This is a genomic window from Pseudomonas sp. 22085 (genome assembly GCF_052045815.1).
Taxonomy (GTDB): domain Bacteria; phylum Pseudomonadota; class Gammaproteobacteria; order Pseudomonadales; family Pseudomonadaceae; genus Aquipseudomonas; species Aquipseudomonas glycinae.
The window spans coordinates 151,859-171,659 of record NZ_JBQEQA010000004.1 but is presented as its reverse complement, the minus strand read 5'-3'; the positions used below and the strand labels follow the sequence as shown (position 1 = coordinate 171,659).

Genomic DNA, 19,801 nt, shown 5'->3' with positions numbered 1-19,801 from the left:
ATTTGGAATGACCAAACTACGCTCCTCGCGCCTTGCCCTGCGTAACAGCACACCCGGCGCGGCGCGGGAAATAATGGATGACACACCCTCTGGTAGGAAGCTATTCGATAGCCTCATAAGGAAGCCCGACGTAATTTTCTGCAATGGTTTTTTGACCGGCCTCCGAGCTGACAAAGTAGTCCAGTTCCGAAGCACAGATCCGCTGACTGAAATCATCGTGCTCGTCGAAGCGGTGCAGCATCGAAGTCATCCACCAGGAAAACCGCTCGGCTTTCCACACCCGGCGCAGGCAGATCTCCGAGTATTTCTCCAGCAAGTCAGTGCGACCTTCGCGGTAAACCTTCAGCAAAATCCTGAACAGCGTGCTGACATCGCTGGCCGCCAGATTCAGCCCCTTGGCGCCGGTCGGCGGAACGATGTGCGCCGCGTCCCCAACGAGAAACATCCTCCCGTATTGCATCGGCTCGACCACAAAGCTGCGCAGCGGCGCGATGCTCTTTTCAATCGACGGGCCGGTCACCAGCTTCTGCGCCAGATCCTCCGGCAGACGCTTGCGCAGTTCATCCCAGAAACGCTGATCCGACCAGTCGTCGACGTTTTCCTCGGCCGGCACTTGCAGGTAATAACGGGTGCGGGTCGCCGAGCGCATGCTGCACAGGGCGAAGCCGCGCTCGTGGCGGGCGTAGACCAGTTCCTCGTGAATCGGTGGCGTGTCGGCGAGAATCCCCAGCCAGCCAAACGGATAAACCCGTTCGAAGACTTTCAGGCAATCCTCGGGAATCGACTGCCGGGCCACGCCGTGGAAACCGTCGCAACCGGCGATGTAGTCACAATCGACGCGCCAGGTTTCGCCGTCCTTTTCGAAGGTGACATAAGCTTCGTCGCTTTTCATGTCACAGGGAACGACATGGCTGGCTTCGTAAATTGTCTGCCCACCGGTCTCCCGACGAGCGGCCATCAGGTCGCGAGTGACCTCGGTCTGGCCATAGACCATCACGGTTTTTCCACCGGTCAGGGCTTGCAGGTCGATGTGGATCCGGCGCCCGTCGAGGGCCAGTTCGAAACCACCGTGCACCAGCCCTTCGGCCTCCATCCGCTGACCCACGCCAGCCTCGCGCAACAGCTCTACCATGCCTTGTTCAAGCACGCCGGCGCGGATTCGGCCGAGCACGTAGTCAGGTGTCTGGCGCTCCAGAATCAGGGTGTCGATGCCGGCGTTGTGCAGCAGTTGGCCGAGCAATAATCCGGACGGACCGGCGCCGATGATGGCGACTTGGGTTTTCAGCGTTTTCATTGTTTTTATGACTCGCAAGCTTCACGCGACAACGGCCGGTGAATGAGTTTCAGGATTCGAGTGCTTGCATTTTTCCCTTGCGGGTCTGTCAATTGAAGGTGAAAACTGAGCCGATACCTGTACATTCTGCCAATCGGTGCGATTATCGCCCGCAAACCTCGAGGCCTGGATTGAAGTGATGAACAAGCCTGACCTGCCTTCGATTCCGGTGTTCAAGCTCTACGGTGAAAGCCTGGACTGGCCGACCCCTGACTTGCTGCACTGTGAAACCATTTCCAAACGCAGCCGCGAACACCAATGGGAAATCAAACCCCACCGCCACGCCGATTTGTGCCAGTTGCTCTTCGTATTCAAAGGTCAGGCAGAGCTTGAAATCGAAGGCCAACGCACGCAACTGAACGAAGCCGCGATCCAGATCCTGCCGCCGTTATCGGTGCATGGATTCCGTTTTTCCGAGGACGTCGAAGGATTCGTCGTCACCCTCGCCACACCGTTGATCAACCATTTGCAGGCGCAACTGGGCAGCGCGGTGCAGGCCCTGGCCCAGGCCGAAAGTTATCCGGCCGGCAAGGACGCGGAGTACCTCAACAGTCTGTTTGCCGCGTTGCAGGCCGAGTACAACGGCCATCAACCGGCGCGGGAAATGCTCATGCATTCGCTGGTCAGCGTGATCATGGTCTGGGTCAGCCGCCAGGCGATCCACCGTCACAACGCCACGCAACGCCCGCAGCGTCAGCGCGAATACCTCAACGGGTTCATTCAGCTGGTGGAAGAAACCTACCGCCAGCACGTCAAGGTCGAAGACCTGGCCCATCGGCTGGGGATTTCCGTCTCGCACCTCAACGGCACCTGCCGCGAACTGGCTGGGCAACCTGCGTTGCAGATCATGCATGAACGTCAGCTACTGGAAGCCAAGCGCCTGCTGACTTATACCAGCATGACCATTTACGAGATGTCCGAGGTGTTGGGGTTTTCCGATCCGACCAACTTCACGCGCCTGTTCCGGCGCCGGGTGGGGATCTCGCCAAAGGCGTTCCGCGACCGCTTGAAGGCCGAGCAGAACGACGACGCCTGAACCTGGTATCAGCGCAGGGCGTTGAGGGTGGCGTTGTGAGGGATGCAGCGCTCGAAGTTGCAGCTCGCGTACTCACGGGGCAGTTGTCGCAACTGCTCCACGCGCCATGCCGCGGTGCCGTACAGCGCCAGCGTGGCCGCGCAGGTGATGAAAATCGCGAGGTATCTTCTTGTTCTGGTGTTCATGGCGTTGACCTCTGAACGAATACCCTTGGGTACTACTTTCAGCATAGGCCAGCGCCGTGGAGTTGCCAGCATCTCTGCGAGCGGGATTACAGCCCGATATCCCATTGCGGGTTTTCGGGAAAACGCTGCACCAGAAAATCCAGCATGCAGCGCAACGCCGCCGGCATGTGCTTGCGCGAGGCATAGACCGCGTAGATGTTCATCTGCCGCGGCTCGGCGTGGGGCAGCAGACGCACCAGTTCGCCGCTGTGAATATGTGCCCCGGCCAGATAGGTCGGCAGCATCGCCACCCCGGCGCCGGCCAAGGTCGCGCGCAGCAGGGTGCTGGCTTCGTTGGCGCTGATATTGCCCTGCACCGGCACCGAGACCGGTTCGCCATCCTCCTCGAAATGCCACAGGCTCTTGCCGAAATAGGAATGGGTCAGGCAGTTGTGCCGGCTCAGATCTTCTACGCGCTGCGGCTGTGGATGCTCCTGCAGATAGGCGGGTGCGGCGCAGACCACCGAGCGGCAGACCGTCAGACGCCGGGCGATCAGGTTGGGGTCGAGGTCGTTGCTGGTGCGGATCGCCAGGTCGATGCGCTCGTCCACCAGGTTCACGGTGCGATCAAGCATTTGCAGATCGATGTTCACCCCCGGATACGCTTTGACGAACGCCGCCATGGCATCGGCCAGTTGCGCTTGGCCGAACGAGGTGCTGACGCTGATCCGCAGCAAACCTCGCGGGGCATCGGCGGGTTCGCTGACGGCGGCCTGCATGTCGCCGGACAGCTCCAGCATCTGCCGGCTGCGCGGCAGGATTTCGTTGCCGGCGGCGGTCAGGCTCAACTTGCGGGTGGTGCGGTGCATCAGGCGTGCGCCGACCCAGTCCTCCAGCTCCGCCAGATACCGCGACACCACCGGCCGTGACAGGTCCAGGTGATCGGCCGCCGCCGACTGGCTGCCCAGATCCACCACCGTGACAAACACCCGCATTGCTTGGAGACGATCCATGATTTGCCCGCTTTCAGAAACAAACTATGTCCAAGCATCGCATTTTTTGTAACGAGTCTGGCAACTAAGCTCTGTCCCCATCGCCAAGCACGGCATTCGTACAGCGGAGCAACCCATGATCGGCTTCACCACCCTCAAGCGCGTTTTACTGGCCACCGCCATCCTCGGCTTTGCTGCCCATGCAGCGGCCGCGAATCTGACCCTCGATGTCTACAACCCAGGCACCAATGCGATCTTCCCGGTGACCTCGGTGCTGGTCAGCGGCGAGAAAGACGCGATTCTGGTGGACGCCCAGTTCGGCAAATCCCAGGCCGAGCAAGTGGTGGAAAAGATCCGCGCCAGCGGCAAGCAACTGACCACCATCTACATCAGCCACGGTGACCCGGATTACTACTTCGGTCTCGATACCCTGACCAAAGCCTTCCCGGATGCCAAGGTACTGGCCTCGCAACCGACCGTTGATCACATCAAGCAAACCGTCGACGGCAAACTCGCTTTCTGGGGTCCGAAAATGGGCGCCGACGTGCCGGCCAAAACCATCGTGCCGGGCGTGCTCAAGGGCGACAGCCTGATGCTTGAAGGGCAGAAACTGCAGGTGGTCGGCCTGGACGGCAAGCAACCGGATCGCAGCTTCGTGTGGATTCCTTCGCTGAAAGCCGTGGTCGGTGGTGTGGTTGTCGCCGAGAACATTCACGTGTGGATGGCCGACACCCAGACCGCGCAATCCCACGCCGACTGGCTGCAAACCCTGCACTCGATCGAAACCCTGAAACCGAAAACCGTGGTGCCGGGTCACTACCTGGGTGACAGCGCCCGTTCGCTGGCAGCGGTGAAATTCACTGCCGACTACATCAAGGTGTTCGATGCCGAAACGGCCAAGGCCAAGGACTCTGCCGCGCTGATCGTCGCGATGAAAAAACGCTACCCGACACTGGGCGAAGAAAGCTCGCTGGAGCTCAGCGCGAAAGTCGCCAAGGGCGAGATGAAGTGGTAACCCGATTCTGAAAAACGCAGCACTCTCAAGCCAACTGGAGAATGTCATGAGCAAGATCGCAATCATTGGTGCCACCGGCCGTGCCGGCAGCCAATTGCTGGAAGAAGCCCTGCGTCGCGGCCACAGCGTCACCGCCATCGCCCGGGATACCTCGAAGATCGGCGCCCGCGCCGGTGTGGTCAACAAGAATGTCGACGTGCTGAATGCAGCCGCGCTGCAAGACGCCGTCGCCGGTCACGATGTGGTCATCAGCGCTGCGCATTTCGCCACGGTGCCTGCCAGCGCGCTGATCGGTCCGGTGAAACAGGCCGGGGTGAAACGTCTGCTGGTGGTCGGCGGTGCCGGCTCGCTGTTGCTGCCGGACGGCACCCGCGTGATCGACAGCGCTGGCTTCCCGGCCGAGTACAAGGCAGAGGCTAGCGCTGGCGCGGCGTTTCTTGAGGCCTTGCGTCAGGAGAAGGAACTGGACTGGACGTTCCTGTCGCCGTCGGCGCTGTTCTTCGAAGGCGAGCGCACCGGCAAGTTCCGGGTCGGCAAGGATGACTTGCTGGTGAGTGCCGAAGGGCAGAGCTCGATCAGCTTTGCCGACTATGCGATTGCGTTGATCGACGAAGTGGAAACGCCGAAGCATTCGCGTCAGCGGTTTACCGTCGGTTACTGACCGTATTGATCGTTCCCACGCTCTGCGTGGGAATGCCTCACTGGACGCTCCGCGTCCGCTTCGGCATGGGACGCGGAGCGTCCCGGGCTGCATTCCCACGCGGAGCGTGGGAACGATCATCAGGTGAGGCCGGGCTCACCGCGTATGAGCCTGCTCCACCAACCACCCCATCAATTCCTGCAACTTCGCCGACGGCTCCGACGCCGGCGCGACGATGTAATAGCCCAATCCCGTCTTCACCTTCAGATCGAACGGCATCACCAGTCGCCCGGCGTTCAAGTCGTCGCCGATCAGTGACCAGTCGCCGATCGCCACCCCCGTCCCGTGGGACGCCATCGACATCGCCTGATCCAGCGTCTCGAAATGCTGACCGCTGGCGATATTGCTCAAGTGCAGTTCGGCGGCTTTGAGCCAGAGCGTCCAGTCGTCATCCGTATGAGTCGGGTGCAGCAGCAGATGCTGTTGCAGATCTGCCGGTGTATGCAGGGCCGGCCCTCCGTTGAGCAGTGTCGGCGAACAGACCGGCGTCAGTTGCTCATCGAACAGATGCAGGGTCGCAGGCGAATCGTGGGGCGCGCTGCCGTAGATCACCGCCGCGTCGAACTGCTCGCGATGAAAGTCCACCCCATGTTGCAGCGACGCCGTGAGTTTCACCGGCACGTCCGGGCGCTCGCGCTGCCATTGCAGCAGGCGCGGCAGCAACCAGCGCATTACGCAGCTCGGCGCCTTGAGTTGCAGGGTTTCGCGTTTGGCGCCGATCTGCTCCACCGAGTCGCCGATCAGGCTGAACACCTGCTGCACCCGTGGCAGCCATTCGCGACCTTCGGCCGTCAGCTCCAAACCCCGGGCCAGGCGAATGAACAGCTCATAACCCAGATGTTCCTCAAGCCCGGCGATCTGCCGGCTCACCGCGCCCTGGGTGATGTGCAACTGCTCGGCGGCCCGGGTGAAGTTGCAGCACTGCGCGGTGATCAGAAACGTATGCAGAGCGGGCAGGGGAGGCAGTCGTTTCATGTGGATCCAAGGTATGACGTGAGGACATGGCTAGTATGAGCTTTTATCGATTGTTGCGGCTACGGGTCGCCCGTTTCAATGAGGCCAATCACCGGTTCCTTTACAGCCCGGTGCCTCAACGAACAAGAAGGGCAAAGACATGGCGACGTGTGGCGAAGTACTGGTCAAGTTACTCGAAGATTATGGGGTCGAGCAGGTGTTCGGCATTCCCGGTGTGCATACCGTGGAGCTGTATCGCGGGCTGGCCCGTTCGAGCATCAACCACGTCACCCCGCGCCACGAGCAGGGCGCCGGCTTCATGGCCGACGGCTACGCCCGTACCAGCGGCAAACCAGGTGTGTGCTTCATCATCACCGGCCCGGGCATGACCAACATCACCACCGCCATGGGCCAGGCGTACGCCGATTCGATCCCGATGCTGGTGATCTCCAGCGTGCAGTCGCGCAGCCAATTGGGCGGCGGTCGCGGCAAGCTGCATGAACTGCCGAACCAGAGCGCACTGGTCGGTGGCGTGGCGGCGTTCTCCCACACCCTGATGTCGGCGTCCGAATTGCCGGGTGTGCTGGCCCGTGCGTTTGCGCTGTTCCAGGCCGGGCGTCCGCGTCCGGTGCACATCGAGATTCCGCTGGACGTGCTGGTCGAAGAAGCCGACGAACTGCTGACCAGCGTGCCGGTCAACATCGACCGCGCCGGAGCTGCGCCGGCCGCCGTGAGCCGCATGACTGAACTGCTGGCCGGCGCCCGGCGTCCGCTGATCCTCGCCGGTGGCGGCGCCATTGACGCGGCTGGCGAACTCACCGAACTGGCCGAGCTGCTCGACGCGCCGGTGGCCCTGACCATCAACGCCAAAGGCATGCTGCCGTCCAGCCATCCGCTGTTGATCGGTTCGACCCAGAGCCTGGTGGCGACCCGCGCCCTGGTGGCCGATGCCGACGTGATCCTGGCGATCGGCACCGAGCTGGCGGAAACCGACTACGACGTGACCTTCGCCGGCGGTTTCGAAATCCCCGGCAAGCTGCTGCGTGTGGACATCGATCCCGACCAGACCGTGCGCAACTACCCGCCTCACGTGGCGCTGGTGGCCGACTCGCGCAATGCCGCACAAGCGTTGCTCAGCGCGCTGTCGCACAAACCGCTGGCCGAGCGCCGCAACGATTGGGGCCAGGTACGCGCCGCCCGTCTGCGTGAAGACCTGGCCGCGACCTGGGATGCCCCGACCCTGGCCCAGACCCGGTTCCTCGAAACCGTGCTGCACGAATTGCCGAACGCGGTGTTCGTCGGCGACTCCACGCAACCGGTGTACACCGGCAACCTGACGTTCAATCCGGAGCGTCCGCGCCGCTGGTTCAACTCGTCCACCGGTTACGGCACCCTCGGTTACGCCTTGCCGGCGGCGATTGGCGCATGGCTCGGCGGCTCTCTGGAACATGGCGCGCGTCCGCCAGTGGTGTGCCTGATCGGCGACGGCGGTCTGCAATTCACCCTGCCGGAACTGGCCAGCGCCGTGGAAGCGTGCACCCCGGTGATCATCCTGCTGTGGAATAACCAGGGTTACGAAGAGATCAAGAAATACATGGTCAACCGTGCCATCGAGCCAGTGGGCGTCGACATTTACACCCCGGACTTCATCGGCGTGGCCAAGGCCCTGGGTTGCGCGGCGGAAGCGATCAGCTCCGCTGAACATCTGCGCGGTGCATTGCGCGCCGCCACCGATCGTCAGGGCCCGACCCTGATCGAAGTCGACCAGACCCAATGGATGAAGGCGGTGGCCCAATGATGAATTTCCCGACCACACTCGACGGTCTGTACATCAACGGCCAATGGTTCGCCGGGCGCGAACACCTGCGGGTGATCAACCCGGCCACCGAAGCGCTGCTGACCACGGTCAACGGCGGTGACGAAAGCGCCGTCAACCAGGCGGTGACGGCAGCGACCGAAGCTTTCAAAGACTGGTCGAAAACCACCGGTGCCGAGCGCGCCGCGATACTGCGCAACATCGCCAACGGCGCGCGCAACGGCCGCGAACATCTGATGAAGTTGCAGTCGAGCAACAACGGCAAACCGCAGTTCGAGGCGGGCATCGATGTCGACGACGTGATCGCCACGTTCGAGTACTACGCCGAACTCGCCGAAGGCCTCGATGCGAAACAGGACAGCAACGTGCCGCTGCCCAGCGATGACTTCAGCGCACGTCTGCGCCGTGAGCCATGCGGTGTTGTCGGGCTGATCGTGCCGTGGAATTTCCCGATGGTCACCACCGCATGGAAACTCGCGCCAGCTCTCGCCGCCGGTTGCTGCGTGGTGCTCAAACCGTCGGAAGTCACACCGCTGCCGGAGCTGGAACTGGCGACCATCATTGCCGAATCCGGTCTGCCGAAAGGCGTGTTCAACCTGGTGTGCGGCACCGGTCTGGCAGTCGGCGCGCCGCTGTCGGCGGATCCGCGCATCGCCAAGATTTCCTTCACCGGCAGCAACGCCGTCGGTGTGCATGTGATGCAGCGCGCCGCGGAAACCGTGAAGGGCGTGAGCCTGGAACTGGGCGGCAAATCCTCGCTGCTGATTCTGGAAGATGCCGACCTTGATCTGGCGGTGGAACTGGCCTGCGGTGGCGGTTTCTTCAACGCCGGGCAGATGTGTTCGGCCACCAGCCGAGTGCTGGTGGCCGATGAAATCGCCGATGAATTCCTGATTCGTCTGAAGGCCCGCGCGGAAAAAATCCGTGTCGCCGATCCGTTCGATCCTGAGGTCGAGATGGGCGCGCTGGTCAATCAGGCGCAGTACCAGCGTGTGCTCGGTCACATCGACCGTGGTCTGAGTGCCGGTGCCAAGCTGATCTGTGGCGGCAATCGTCCCGCCGATCTGCCGCGCGGATATTTCTTGCAGCCGACGATCTTCACCGAAGTGCCCCTCGACAGTGCGCTGTGGTGTGAAGAGATCTTCGGCCCGGTGATCTGCGTACGCAGTTTTGCTTCGGAAGCCGAGGCAATTGCGCTGGCCAACGACAGTCAGTTCGGCCTGGTCGCCAGCGTCGTCACGCGCAATGCCGAGACCGCGGATCGGGTCGCCAACGCCTTGCAGGCGGGGCTGGTGTGGCTCAACGCGCCGCAGGTGATCTTCCCGCAGACCGCGTGGGGCGGCTACAAACAGAGCAGCATCGGCCGCGAATTGGGCCCGTGGGGTCTGGCGGCATTTCAGGAAACCAAGCACGTGATCCGCGCGCTCTGAATGCCCGAAAAAGGTCAGCGCATGCCTCGCAACGAGGCATGCGCCGACGTCATGGCTTCAATGAGTTTTTATCGATAGTCAGGTGTTTTGCACGACCTCAGGATGAACCCGCAGACCACGCTCAAGCCCTTTCAAACCGGGCGCTTGAGCCATATCGGTCAGGCAGATGCAAGGGTTGCGATCAGTCTCATACTTACAAAAAAAATGGGAGTCCTAAATGGGCGAGCACGATCTGAACAGGCGTCAATTCATCAAAACCGTCGGCGTGGTCTCGGTGGCCGCGGCGGCCATGAGCATGCCCTTCATCCGGGCCAGTGCCAGCGACACCCGCTTTGCCGGCAAGACCCTGCGCCTGCTGACCTGGTCCGATGACACCGGCCTCGCTGCACTGCGCAACATCGCGGCAACGTTCGAAGCCAAGACCGGCGCCAAAGTGATTGCCGACCGCACTGGCAGCACCTCGGAAATGGTCGCCAAACTCAAGGCCGGCGGTGATCGTCCGCAGTACGACATCATCACCCTGGCTGGCGTCGGCGCCGAAGGTCTGGCTGCTGCCGGACTGTTGGAAAAACCCGATCTCAACCGCATTCCCAACCTGGTGGACGTACCGGAAAAATACCGCACCGGGGCCAACGGTCACGGCATCGGCTACCTGCTGTGGTGCAACAGTCTGGTCTACAGCACTCGCACCCAGAGCACCGCGCCGGACAGTTACGCGGCACTGTGGGACGCCGATCTGGCACCGAACATTTTCCTGCCGCCGCCGAACTGGACCGAAGCGATGGACCTGATCATCATCGCCGCCAAACTGGCCGGTGGTGACGAGCACAACATCGAACCGGGCTTCAAGAAACTCGCGGAGCTGAAAGACCGCGTGGTGACCCTGGGCGAAAACCCCAACCAGATCGCCGAGCTGTTCCGCACCGGTTCCCTGGACATGGGCGGCCTCTACGCCCCGGCGTTTTTCCCCAAGCAGATCCGCGACCCGAACTATGGCCTCGGTGCCACGTTCGGCATGAAGGAAGGTTTCTACACCGACCTGATGCTTTCGGTAATGCCGAAGAACCGTCCGGGCGACACCGACCTGGCCTACGCCTTCATCGACCACTCCCTCGACCCGCTGGTGCAGGGCAAGATGGCCGAAGACATCTTCAACGGCCCGGTCAACGCCAAGGCGATCATCTCCGCCGAAGCACGCAAGAGCCCGTTCATCCTCACGCCGGAGCAGATCGCGGAGAAGGCGATCATGCACGACAACGCCTTCCTGGCGACCGTGCATGACCAGTGGATTCGTCGCTACACGGAAATCTTTTCTTCCTGACGCAAACACAAACCTTCAGAACACCGCAAACCCCTGTGGGAGCTGGCTTGCCAGCGATGACGGCCTACCTGTCGACAGTGATGTCACTGACAGATTGCTATCGCGAGCAAGCTCGCTCCCACAGGTTTCTCGGTGAATTTGAAGGCAGTGTCTGTCAGTTGTTTTTCCATTGACGAGATCATTGCTATGGAACATCAATCCCTGACCCAGCCGGTCGGCGCGGGTGACGTGCGCCCGGCGCGCGGTGTTTCGCCGACGGCGCGGGCGTGGTTTTTCCTCACGCCGTCGATGCTGTTTCTCGGCGTGCTGATTGCCGCCAGCCTGCTGGTGCTGCGCATGAGCGTCGGCACCAAGGGCGCGGAGTGGTCGGGTTTCAGCCTGGCCAGTTACGCGCAGTTGCTCGAACCCTACTACCTCAAATCGTTGCTGCTGACCTTGCGCCTGGCGCTGATCAGCGCGGTGATCGCGGTGGTCCTGGCGATCCCGGTGGCGTACACCATGTCGCGCCTGACCTCGCCATTCGTGCGGCGGATTTTTCTGGCGGCGGTGCTGTTGCCGCTGCTGGTCAACCTGCTGCTGCAAAGCTACGGCTGGCTGGTGATCCTCGGCCCCGGCGGCATGCTCAACCAGACCCTGATGGGCCTCGGCCTGATCAAGCGTCCGATCATGCTGCTGTACAACCAGAACGGTGTGCTGATGGGGCTGGTGCAGACCGCGTTTCCGCTCGCTGTGCTGCCGATTGCCAGCGCCATGCGCGGTGTCGCCCGCAGCTACGAAGAAGCTGCCGCGACCCTCGGCGCCAGTCGTTTTCAGGTATTCCGTCAGGTGGTGCTACCGATGAGTCTGCCGGGCATCATCACCGGCGCAACCCTGGTGTTCGCCTACAACGCCAGCAGCTTCGTGGTGCCGCTGTTGCTTGGCGGTCGGCGCGTGCCGATGCTCGCGGTGATGGTGCATGACCAGATCGCACCGCTGATGAACTGGCCCGCCGCGTCCGCCGCCGGGGTGGTGCTGATTGTCACCACGCTCGCCATCATGACCTTGTCCGAATACATCACCGGCCGCCGTCGCCGTCTGCTGGAGGCTTCGCAATGAGTGCCCTGATCAAGAAGCGTCAGTCGCTGTTGCCGGGCGACACCGGCAAGTTCGCCGGCATCCTCTCCGGGATCATTTTGTTCCTGGCCGTGTTGCCGATCCTGACCATGATCGTGATGTCGTTCAGCGGCGCGTCGAACCTCGACTTCCCGCCGAGCAGCTACAGCCTGCAGTGGTACAAGGCGGCGTGGCACACCTTCGTCTCGCCGGATGCCAGCGATGTGCTGAGCCTCGGCCAGGCCATGGGCACCAGTTTGCTGGTGTCGTGCCTGACGATGATTTTCGCCACGCTGATCGCGGTGCCGGCGGCCTACGCGCTGACCCGCTGCGAGTTCCGTGGCAAGGGCGTGGCGCTGCAATTGATGTCGCTGCCGCTGGTGTTCCCGATGGTGGTGCTGGGGCTGGCCTTGCTGCTGGTGTTCGACAGCCTGCCGTTCCACATGACCACCTCGCGGCTGGTGATTGCCCACGTGATTCTGGCGCTGCCGTTCGTGGTGAAGAACTGCACGGCTGCGATGCTTTCCATCGGCAGCGAAGTCGAAGAGGCCGCGCAGATGCTCGGCGCTTCGCCGCTGCGGGCCATTGTCGACGTGGTGGTGCCGTTGATGAAGTCGGGGATTCTGGCGGGGATGCTGCTGGCGTTCATCGTCTCGTTCAACGAATTCACCGTGACCTATTTCCTCTACACCATCGATGTCATGACCGTGCCGATCTGGATGTACAGCCGCACCGTGTCATCGCTCGACCCTACCGTGTTCTCGTTTGCCGTGCTGATCGTGCTGATCGACTTCGTCCTGATCTGGGCGTTGGAGAAGCTGGTCGGTGAGGGCGGCGTTTCCTTTTGATTGTGAGGTGCAATATGACTGGACTGATTCTGGAAAACGTCGAGAAACACTACGGCTCGGCCTGTGCGGTAAAAGACGTCAACCTGCATTTGCCCGAGGGCAAACTGGTGTGCTTCCTCGGCCCGTCGGGCTGCGGCAAGACCACGTTACTGCGCATGATCGCCGGGCTGGAAACCCTCACCGGCGGCGAGATCCGCCTGGACGGCGAGGACATCGGCCACACCCCGGCGCACCTGCGCAACTTCGGCATGGTGTTCCAGTCGCTGGCGCTGTTTCCGCACATGACCGTGGGCGAGAACATCGCCTATCCGCTGAAACTGCGCGGTGTGAGCAAGGCCGATCAACAGGCGCGGGTGGTGGAGTTGCTGGAACTGATCCAGCTGCAGCCGATGATCGATCGCCCGGTGGCCAAGCTGTCCGGCGGCCAGCGTCAGCGGGTGGCAATTGCCCGGGCGATTGCCTCGCATCCGAAAATCCTTTTGCTCGACGAACCGCTGTCGGCGCTGGACGCCAAATTGCGTGAGTCGATGCAGGTGGAAATCCGTCAGCTGCAACAACGCCTGAACATCACCACCATCATGGTGACCCACGATCAGCGCGAGGCCATGACCATGGCCGATATCGTGGTGGTGTTGGGCGAGCATCGGGTGCAGCAGGTGGGTACGCCGATTGAAATCTACCGGCACCCGGCCAACGAATTCGTCGCGGACTTTATCGGCTCCGGCAACATCTTCCCGGCCACCGCGCTTGGCGATGGCAAGGTTGTGCTGCCGGGCGGCGATGCCCTGCAAGTACCGATCTGCAGCAGCATCGTGGTCGGGCAGAAAGTGAAAATGCTGATCCGCCCCGAAGACCTGCAACTGTCGGCGCCGCAGGCCACGGCGGGCAATCGCCTGCTGGGCAAGGTGACGTTCGTGCGGGATATCGGTGCGACCATCGAGACTACGGTGGAATGTTCCGGGGTGACGTTTACGGCGCTGAGTACGCCGTGTCAGGGGATTGGGTTGGGGATCGGGCATCCGGTTTCGGTGACGTTGCCGAGTGAGGCGTGTCGGGTGTTGGGCGCCTGATCCAGAATTGATGCTGGCTTTGTCGACCTCTTCGCGGGCAAGCCCGCTCCCACAGGTTATTAGTCGTACACAAGCTTTGTAGTAGACACCAGTCACTGTGGGAGCGGGCTTGGTCCGGGCGGCGATCCGACGAAGAGGCCAGTAGCCGCGACGCAATAATCCAGATCAGACGGTCAGCCGCAACCGCGCCAGATCCCGCAACGGCGGCGCGCCAAACAACCGACTGTACTCACGACTGAACTGCGACGGACTTTCATACCCCACCCGATACCCGGCCGCCGACGCCTCCAACCCCTCAGCCAACATCAAACGCCGCGCCTCTTGCAGGCGCAGCTGCTTCTGATACTGCAACGGACTCATCGCCGTCATCGCCTTGAAACGGTGATGCAAGGTCGAGACGCTGAGGTTCACTTCCTTCGCCAGATCATCAATGCGCAGCGGCTGTTCGAAGTTGCCGTTGAGCCATTTGATCGCCTGGCTGATGCGGTGGCTCTGGCTGTTGGCGATGGCGATTTCGTACAGCCGATGGCCCTGAGGACTGCGCAGCAGACGATAGAGAATTTCCCGGCGGATCAGCGGCGCGAGCATGGCGATGTCTTTCGGTGCGTCGAGCAGGCGCGCCAGACGCAGCACCGCATCGAGCATGGCGCTGTCGATCTTCTCGACATACAGACCACGCCCGGTCGGCCGGGTCGGTACACCCATCGGACCGGCGTCGGCGATCAGCGCGGTGATTTCCGCAGGATCAATATCAAGGCGTACGGCGAGAATCGGCTCTTCGGGCGAGACATTCACCACCCGACCGCTCAACGGCATCGAAACCGAGACCACCAGGTAGTTCAACGGGTCGTAATTGAAGAACTCGTCCGCCAGCCGTACCTCTTTGCGACCCTGGGCCATGATGCACAGCGCCGGTTGCGCGAGCACCGGGGCGAAATCATGGGACTGGGTGTGGCGCGACATGACCAGCGAGCCGACGGCGGTGGCATAACTGCCATCTTCGGACGTGTTGCGGCGAATGATGGCCGCCAGCTCCGCGCGCTGCTTTTCCATGTCGGCATCGGGCGGCGCCTGAAAACGATCGAATGACGTCATGCACAGCCTCCTCGGCAAGGGATGGAATGGGAGCAGAGCATAAGTTTGTGCAAGCGCGAGCGGTAGACACATCCTGTCAAATGCTTGCCTGATCCTGCATGGGTTTGTTGACTCGTCCAGCCATAGCAGGACGCAGGTCGGCAGAATTGCCCGAAACCGGTGTGACAGGACGGTGACAGGAATTCACGACTTGTTACAGGTCTGCAAGACAGTCTCGCAGGATTGTGCAACGCGACGGCAGGAATCGACTAACGGCGAACGGTGCGCGGCCCTTAACCTTGGATCCTGTCGCAGCCCGTTCCCGGCTGCCACGCGACTCCCTGGGAGGGTTGAACATGTCCAAGCAGATTCCCGTCAGTCATATGGCCTTCGTTCGAGCGCGTACCGGACGCTCGGCGGAACTCGGCATGCGCTTGAGCGCCCTGATCGAGCCGTCCCGCGCCGCCCCCGGTTGCCTGAGCTTCGCCTTGCAGCATTCGCAGTGTGATCCGGATTTGTGGCTGGTTTCCGGTTTCTGGAGCAACCAGCAATCGATGACCGCTTACTTCAGCAGCCCGTCGATGGAAATCTTTGCCGAGCTGGTGCAGGACCTGGTGGTCAACAGCCTGGATTTCCACACGTTCAAGGAAGTCTCGGCTGCACAGGCCGTAGGGCAATGCACTGCGCCGATACACAAACTCGCCGGTTGAATGTTTAATGTCCGGCTTATCTGACTGAGCCAGGACCTGCGATATGGCACGTAAAGAGTTCGAACACTTCGAAGCGGTTTCCGCTGTAGTCCCCGTCGAGTTGGGCGGCAACAAGGGTTATCACGCGGCGATTGCCGTCAAGGCCCTGGTCGACGGCGGCGCACCGCGCTTTCACAAACTGCTGAACGATCAGGTTTTTCCCGGCGCCATCGCCGCCGATGAAGCCGCGATCAACGAACTGGACAAGCTCAAGGGCGTCACCGACGACGCCGAGCTGATCTGGTAAGCGCTTACTTCGTCGCCCCCGGGCGCCACATCTTGAACAACGCCTCCGGCCCCAGCTGGAAATAGTCCGCCGGCCCGCCGCCCCGCAGTATCGGTTCGGCGGCGGCGGTGTCGTAGATCCCGTCCTTCAACAGCCATTTGGCAATGTGCACGGCAACCACTTCGCCGAGCACCAGCCAGCTCGGCACGGTCTCGCCGTCGGCGCGCTGCAACTGAATGATCTGGGTGACCTTGCACTCGAAGGACACCGGGCTTTCGGCCACGCGCGGTACGGCGATCACGTTCGAAGCCACCGGCGTCAGCCCCGCCAGTTCGAACTCGTTGACTTCCGGTCCGACCATCGCGCAGCTCTGGTTCATCTGCTCGGCCAGCGGGCGGGTGGCGAGGTTCCAGACGAATTCACCGGTCTGCTCGATGTTGTTCAGGCTGTCTTTGCGACCGACGCTGGAGAACCCGATGATCGGCGGAATGTAGTTGAACGCGTTGAAAAAACTGTAGGGCGCCAGGTTCAGCCGTCCCTCGGCATCCTGCGACGAAATCCAGCCGATGGGACGCGGGCCGACGATGGCGTTGAACGGATCGTGCGGCAGGCCGTGGCCGTTGGCCGGTTCGTAGAAATGAATGTCATCGGGCATGGCGGGTGGTCCTGAAGAGGGCGGGATCAAGTGGCCAATAGTGCAAGCACACGACGCATATTTCCAGCCAGACACCGATATTCCACCCAGTGAGAACCTTGTGGGAGCTGGCTTGCCAGCGATGGCGGCCTGTCAGTCGACAATAACTTTCAATGAAAAAATGTCATCGCTGGCAAGCCAGCTCCCACAGGGTTTGGTGTGAACTCAAGTAATTGTCATCCCCCAGAAATGACTAAGCCCGGCCGAGGCCGGGCTGTGAAGGCGGTGCGGATATTCAGCTGATGGCTGCGGCAGTGCCGGTTTTATCGAAACCGTCGGCAGCGATGGCATTGGCGGTGCCGGTTTTATCGAAACCGTCGGCGGCGATAGCGTTGGCAGTGCCGGTCTTGTCGAAACCATCAGCAGCAACGGCTTTGCCGACGTTGGTCTTGTCGAAGCCGTCGGCAGCGTAGGTGCCGGTGTGGCTGGTTTCGATGGCAGCGCTGGCGCCGGAAATGAAGTCGGCGGATTTGGTTTTGTCCGAACCATCGGCGGCGAAGGTGTTGGCGGCCAGGACGGACAGGGTCAGGGCGAGGATCAGTTTGGTTTTCATGGTCGTTCTCCAGATTCGAAATTCGTTGGCGATGTGTTTCGCATGGGATTCATGCTACGCCAAATAAGTTGATTGAAAAGTGCAAAATAATGCTAAAAACAATCGATTAAATTGATATTAAGGGCGACGCATTCAATTCGCTTTCGTCGTCGGAGCGAGCGTCGCGCAGGTCATCGATCAGGTAGGTGCAGGATGCGGCAGGGGCATTAACCGGTGATTAATCGCCGTTTTTGGCTTGTGTGACAGATTTTTCATACATTCCCGACCGGTTTTTCACCCGCGCAACGCCAGTCTGCCCACGGCCATAAAGCCAAAAACCGGCCGTCACACACTGGAGCGTTGCCTGCGATGAACAAACTGCCTCAAATCACCCTGGCCTTCTGGGTCATGAAAATCTGCGCGACGACCCTGGGGGAAACCGCGGGGGATTTGCTGTCGATGACCCTCAATGTCGGTTACGCCATCAGCTCGCTGATCCTGATCAGCGTGTTTGTCCTGACCCTGATCGCGCAGCTGATGTCCAAGACCTACAAGCCGCTGCTGTACTGGATCGTGATCCTGTCGACCAGCACCGCCGGCACCACCATGTCGGACTTCATGGACCGCACGCTGGAACTGGGTTACGCCACCGGTTCCATGATCCTGATCGCGATCCTGCTGGCGATCTTCGCGGCATGGCGCCTGAGCGGCGACTCGCTCAACGTCACCAAGGTGCAGAGTTTTCGCGGCGAGATGTTCTACTGGATGGCGATTTTGTTCTCCAACACCCTGGGCACCGCGCTCGGCGATTACCTGGCGGACGACTCGGGCCTGGGCTTTGCCGGTGGCGCATTGTTGATCGGTTCGGCGATTGGCGTGGTCGTGCTGCTCAAGTACTTCACGAAGATTTCGCCGGTGGCGCTGTTCTGGGTGGCGTTTGTGCTGACCCGGCCGTTTGGCGCAACCCTGGGTGACTTGATGACCAAGTCCCATGAGAAGGGCGGTCTGGACTTCGGCACCATCGGTTCGTCGGCGGTGCTGGCGGGGATTCTGCTGGTGATGATCGTCGGGGCGTCGTATGCGCAGAAGCGTTATGGCAGCAAACAGGGCGTTGCCGAGTTGTCCTGATACCGAGGTGACTTCAATCGCGAGCAAGCTCGCTCCCACAGGGTCAGTTGTACGCCGATCCAATGTGGGAGCGAGCTTGCTCGCGATGGGGCCAGAACATCCACCAATGCAGTGGCTGAATAAACCCGGTCAGTCAGTGACGATGCGCGAATGTTTCTGCGTGTCTTTCATGGTGATGTACACCAGCAGGGACACCGCGATGCACGCGGTCACGTACCAGTAGTAACCGGTTTCCATGCCGATGCTCTTGAACCACAGCGCGATGTATTCGGCGGTGCCGCCGAAGATCGACACGGTCAGTGCGTACGGCAGGCCGACACCCAGCGCACGGATTTCGGTCGGGAACAGCTCGGCTTTCACCACGGCGTTGATCGAGGTGTAGCCGCTGACGATGATCAGCGCCGCCATGATCAGGAAGAACGCGCCCCACCAGGTCTGGATGGTGTGCAGGGTCATCAGGATCGGCACGGTGAAGATCGTCCCGAGCACGCCGAAGGCGATCAGGATCGGGCGACGACCGATTTTATCGGACAGGCCGCCGATGATCGGTTGCAGGCACATGAACAGGAACAGCGTGGCCGCCGAAATGGTGGTGGAGTCGGAGATGCTCATGCCGACGGTGTTCACCAGGTATTTCTGCATGTAGGTGGTGTAGGTGTAGAACGCCAGCGTACCGCCCATGGTCAGGCCGACCACGGTGAGCAGTTCCTTCGGATGACGAAGCAAGGTGCGCATGGCGCTTTCCTTGGACTTTTCCTTCTTGGTGAACGACTCGGTTTCTTCCATGCCACGACGCAGGTACAGCGCGACGATTGCGCACAGCGCGCCGATGGCGAACGGAATACGCCAGCCCCACGCGTACAGCTGTTCGGTGGTCAGCATGTTCTGCAGCACGATCAACACGCCCAACGCGATGAGCTGGCCGGAGATCAGGGTCACGTACTGGAAGCTGGAGAAGAAGCCGCGACGTTCCTTGGTCGCCATCTCCGACAGGTAAGTGGCGGAGGTACCGTACTCGCCACCGACCGACAGGCCTTGCAGCAAGCGGGCGAAGACCAGCAGGATCGGCGCGCCGATGCCGATGGTCTCGTAGTTCGGACTCAGGGCAATCAGCAGCGAGCCGAAGCACATCAGGTACACCGAGGCCATCAGCGCCTTTTTACGGCCGACTTTGTCGGCGTACAGGCCCATTAGCCAGCCACCGATCGGACGCATCAGAAAGCCCACGGCGAAAATCGCGGCGGTGTTCATCAACTGGGCGGTAGTGGAACCGGCGGGGAAGAAGGTCTTGGCGAAGTACAGCGAGAAGGCGGCGTAGACGTACCAGTCGTACCACTCGACCATGTTGCCGACGGAACCGCTGAAGATCGATTTGATGCGACTGGCGGTGGTTCGTGCTTTGGCCGGCACGGCAGCCGACCCAAGAGGCAGGGCGTTGGAGTTATCCATTGAAGGATCCTTCATTTAATTGTTTTTGTGGAGCGCGTTGGAACGCAGCCTGCGAGGGCTATAGCAGGAGCTGTGCCAACGGGGGGAGGGCCGGTTTAGAGGGGTTGGTGAGATGGGTTGAGCGGGATTTTGCCGATGATCCGGAATGAATGAGCGGATTTCCGCTCATTCAGCGTGA

20 protein-coding genes are annotated in these 19,801 nt (G+C 61.3%); 12 read left to right on the top strand and 8 right to left on the bottom strand.

Annotated elements, in window-relative coordinates; translation table 11 throughout:
- Positions 1-100: 100 nt before the first annotated feature.
- On the bottom strand, positions 101-1,285 hold the full coding sequence (pobA, locus tag ACTJK7_RS06205; protein ID WP_440779919.1) for a 4-hydroxybenzoate 3-monooxygenase: 1,185 nt from the start codon (positions 1,283-1,285) through the stop codon (positions 101-103).
- Positions 1,286-1,472: 187 nt separating this feature from the next.
- On the opposite strand from pobA, the gene ACTJK7_RS06200 reads away from it, so the two are divergent.
- Entirely contained in the window at positions 1,473-2,369 is an 897-nt protein-coding gene (locus ACTJK7_RS06200; protein WP_007953272.1) for a helix-turn-helix domain-containing protein, read from the top strand.
- An 8-nt stretch (positions 2,370-2,377) separates the two neighbouring features.
- Here the strand turns inward: ACTJK7_RS06200 and ACTJK7_RS06195 are convergent, their stop codons facing one another.
- Positions 2,378-2,599, bottom strand: coding sequence for a hypothetical protein (locus ACTJK7_RS06195; RefSeq protein WP_011335701.1), 222 nt, complete (start codon positions 2,597-2,599; stop codon positions 2,378-2,380).
- 41 nt (positions 2,600-2,640) lie between these two features.
- A complete protein-coding gene (locus ACTJK7_RS06190; protein WP_234420587.1) occupies positions 2,641-3,546 on the bottom strand; it encodes a LysR family transcriptional regulator in 906 nt (301 codons plus the stop codon).
- Positions 3,547-3,661: 115 nt separating this feature from the next.
- Between ACTJK7_RS06190 and ACTJK7_RS06185 the strand changes: the two genes are divergently transcribed.
- The gene (locus tag ACTJK7_RS06185; RefSeq protein ID WP_108563120.1) at positions 3,662-4,540 is read left to right on the top strand and encodes an MBL fold metallo-hydrolase; all 879 of its coding nucleotides are present in this window, start codon (positions 3,662-3,664) and stop codon (positions 4,538-4,540) included.
- 46 nt (positions 4,541-4,586) lie between these two features.
- Positions 4,587-5,201 carry an NAD(P)-dependent oxidoreductase gene (locus tag ACTJK7_RS06180; RefSeq protein WP_108563119.1) on the top strand — a complete coding sequence of 205 codons (615 nt, stop codon included), beginning with the start codon at positions 4,587-4,589 and terminating at the stop codon, positions 5,199-5,201.
- Between the two features lie 135 nt (positions 5,202-5,336).
- Here ACTJK7_RS06180 and ACTJK7_RS06175 read toward each other — a convergent pair whose 3' ends face one another.
- Complete coding sequence (locus ACTJK7_RS06175; protein WP_011335697.1) at positions 5,337-6,215, bottom strand: LysR substrate-binding domain-containing protein; 879 nt, start codon at positions 6,213-6,215, stop codon at positions 5,337-5,339.
- Positions 6,216-6,354: 139 nt separating this feature from the next.
- Between ACTJK7_RS06175 and ACTJK7_RS06170 the strand changes: the two genes are divergently transcribed.
- The 6 genes from ACTJK7_RS06170 (at position 6,355) to ACTJK7_RS06145 (ending at position 13,771) form a co-directional block, all read left to right on the top strand.
- Complete coding sequence (locus ACTJK7_RS06170) at positions 6,355-7,992, top strand: 5-guanidino-2-oxopentanoate decarboxylase (protein WP_440779856.1); 1,638 nt, start codon at positions 6,355-6,357, stop codon at positions 7,990-7,992.
- Positions 7,992-9,440: an aldehyde dehydrogenase family protein gene (locus tag ACTJK7_RS06165; protein WP_199912985.1), complete on the top strand. Its 1,449-nt coding sequence runs from the start codon at positions 7,992-7,994 to the stop codon at positions 9,438-9,440. The genes ACTJK7_RS06170 and ACTJK7_RS06165 overlap by 1 nt, the downstream gene beginning before the upstream one ends.
- A 217-nt stretch (positions 9,441-9,657) precedes the next feature.
- Positions 9,658-10,761: an extracellular solute-binding protein gene (locus ACTJK7_RS06160; protein ID WP_440779855.1), complete on the top strand. Its 1,104-nt coding sequence runs from the start codon at positions 9,658-9,660 to the stop codon at positions 10,759-10,761.
- 186 nt (positions 10,762-10,947) lie between these two features.
- Positions 10,948-11,856 (top strand): ABC transporter permease, encoded by a 909-nt coding sequence (locus ACTJK7_RS06155; protein WP_007960163.1) that lies wholly within the window; start codon positions 10,948-10,950, stop codon positions 11,854-11,856.
- Complete coding sequence (locus ACTJK7_RS06150) at positions 11,853-12,701, top strand: ABC transporter permease (protein WP_007960165.1); 849 nt, start codon at positions 11,853-11,855, stop codon at positions 12,699-12,701. The genes ACTJK7_RS06155 and ACTJK7_RS06150 overlap by 4 nt, the downstream gene beginning before the upstream one ends.
- A 14-nt stretch (positions 12,702-12,715) precedes the next feature.
- The gene (locus ACTJK7_RS06145) at positions 12,716-13,771 is read left to right on the top strand and encodes an ABC transporter ATP-binding protein (protein WP_108563115.1); all 1,056 of its coding nucleotides are present in this window, start codon (positions 12,716-12,718) and stop codon (positions 13,769-13,771) included.
- A gap of 165 nt (positions 13,772-13,936) precedes the next feature.
- Here the strand turns inward: ACTJK7_RS06145 and ACTJK7_RS06140 are convergent, their stop codons facing one another.
- Positions 13,937-14,866, bottom strand: coding sequence for an AraC family transcriptional regulator (locus tag ACTJK7_RS06140; RefSeq protein WP_108563114.1), 930 nt, complete (start codon positions 14,864-14,866; stop codon positions 13,937-13,939).
- Positions 14,867-15,201: 335 nt separating this feature from the next.
- On the opposite strand from ACTJK7_RS06140, the gene ACTJK7_RS06135 reads away from it, so the two are divergent.
- Both ACTJK7_RS06135 and ACTJK7_RS06130 read left to right on the top strand, forming a co-directional pair.
- A complete protein-coding gene (locus tag ACTJK7_RS06135; protein WP_108563113.1) occupies positions 15,202-15,555 on the top strand; it encodes a putative quinol monooxygenase in 354 nt (117 codons plus the stop codon).
- A gap of 43 nt (positions 15,556-15,598) precedes the next feature.
- Positions 15,599-15,841, top strand: coding sequence for a hypothetical protein (locus ACTJK7_RS06130; RefSeq protein ID WP_007960172.1), 243 nt, complete (start codon positions 15,599-15,601; stop codon positions 15,839-15,841).
- A gap of 4 nt (positions 15,842-15,845) precedes the next feature.
- Here the strand turns inward: ACTJK7_RS06130 and ACTJK7_RS06125 are convergent, their stop codons facing one another.
- Together ACTJK7_RS06125 and ACTJK7_RS06120 are read right to left on the bottom strand one after the other, a co-directional pair.
- Positions 15,846-16,475 (bottom strand): flavin reductase family protein, encoded by a 630-nt coding sequence (locus ACTJK7_RS06125; RefSeq protein WP_064383793.1) that lies wholly within the window; start codon positions 16,473-16,475, stop codon positions 15,846-15,848.
- 274 nt (positions 16,476-16,749) lie between these two features.
- Positions 16,750-17,067, bottom strand: a complete 318-nt coding sequence (locus ACTJK7_RS06120) for a hypothetical protein (RefSeq protein WP_085610837.1) — start codon at positions 17,065-17,067, stop codon at positions 16,750-16,752.
- A 348-nt stretch (positions 17,068-17,415) separates the two neighbouring features.
- On the opposite strand from ACTJK7_RS06120, the gene ACTJK7_RS06115 reads away from it, so the two are divergent.
- Complete coding sequence (locus ACTJK7_RS06115; protein ID WP_064383790.1) at positions 17,416-18,174, top strand: COG4705 family protein; 759 nt, start codon at positions 17,416-17,418, stop codon at positions 18,172-18,174.
- Between the two features lie 129 nt (positions 18,175-18,303).
- On the opposite strand, the gene ACTJK7_RS06110 is transcribed toward ACTJK7_RS06115, so the two are convergent.
- A complete protein-coding gene (locus ACTJK7_RS06110) occupies positions 18,304-19,623 on the bottom strand; it encodes an MFS transporter (RefSeq protein ID WP_064383789.1) in 1,320 nt (439 codons plus the stop codon).
- Positions 19,624-19,801 lie beyond the last annotated feature (178 nt).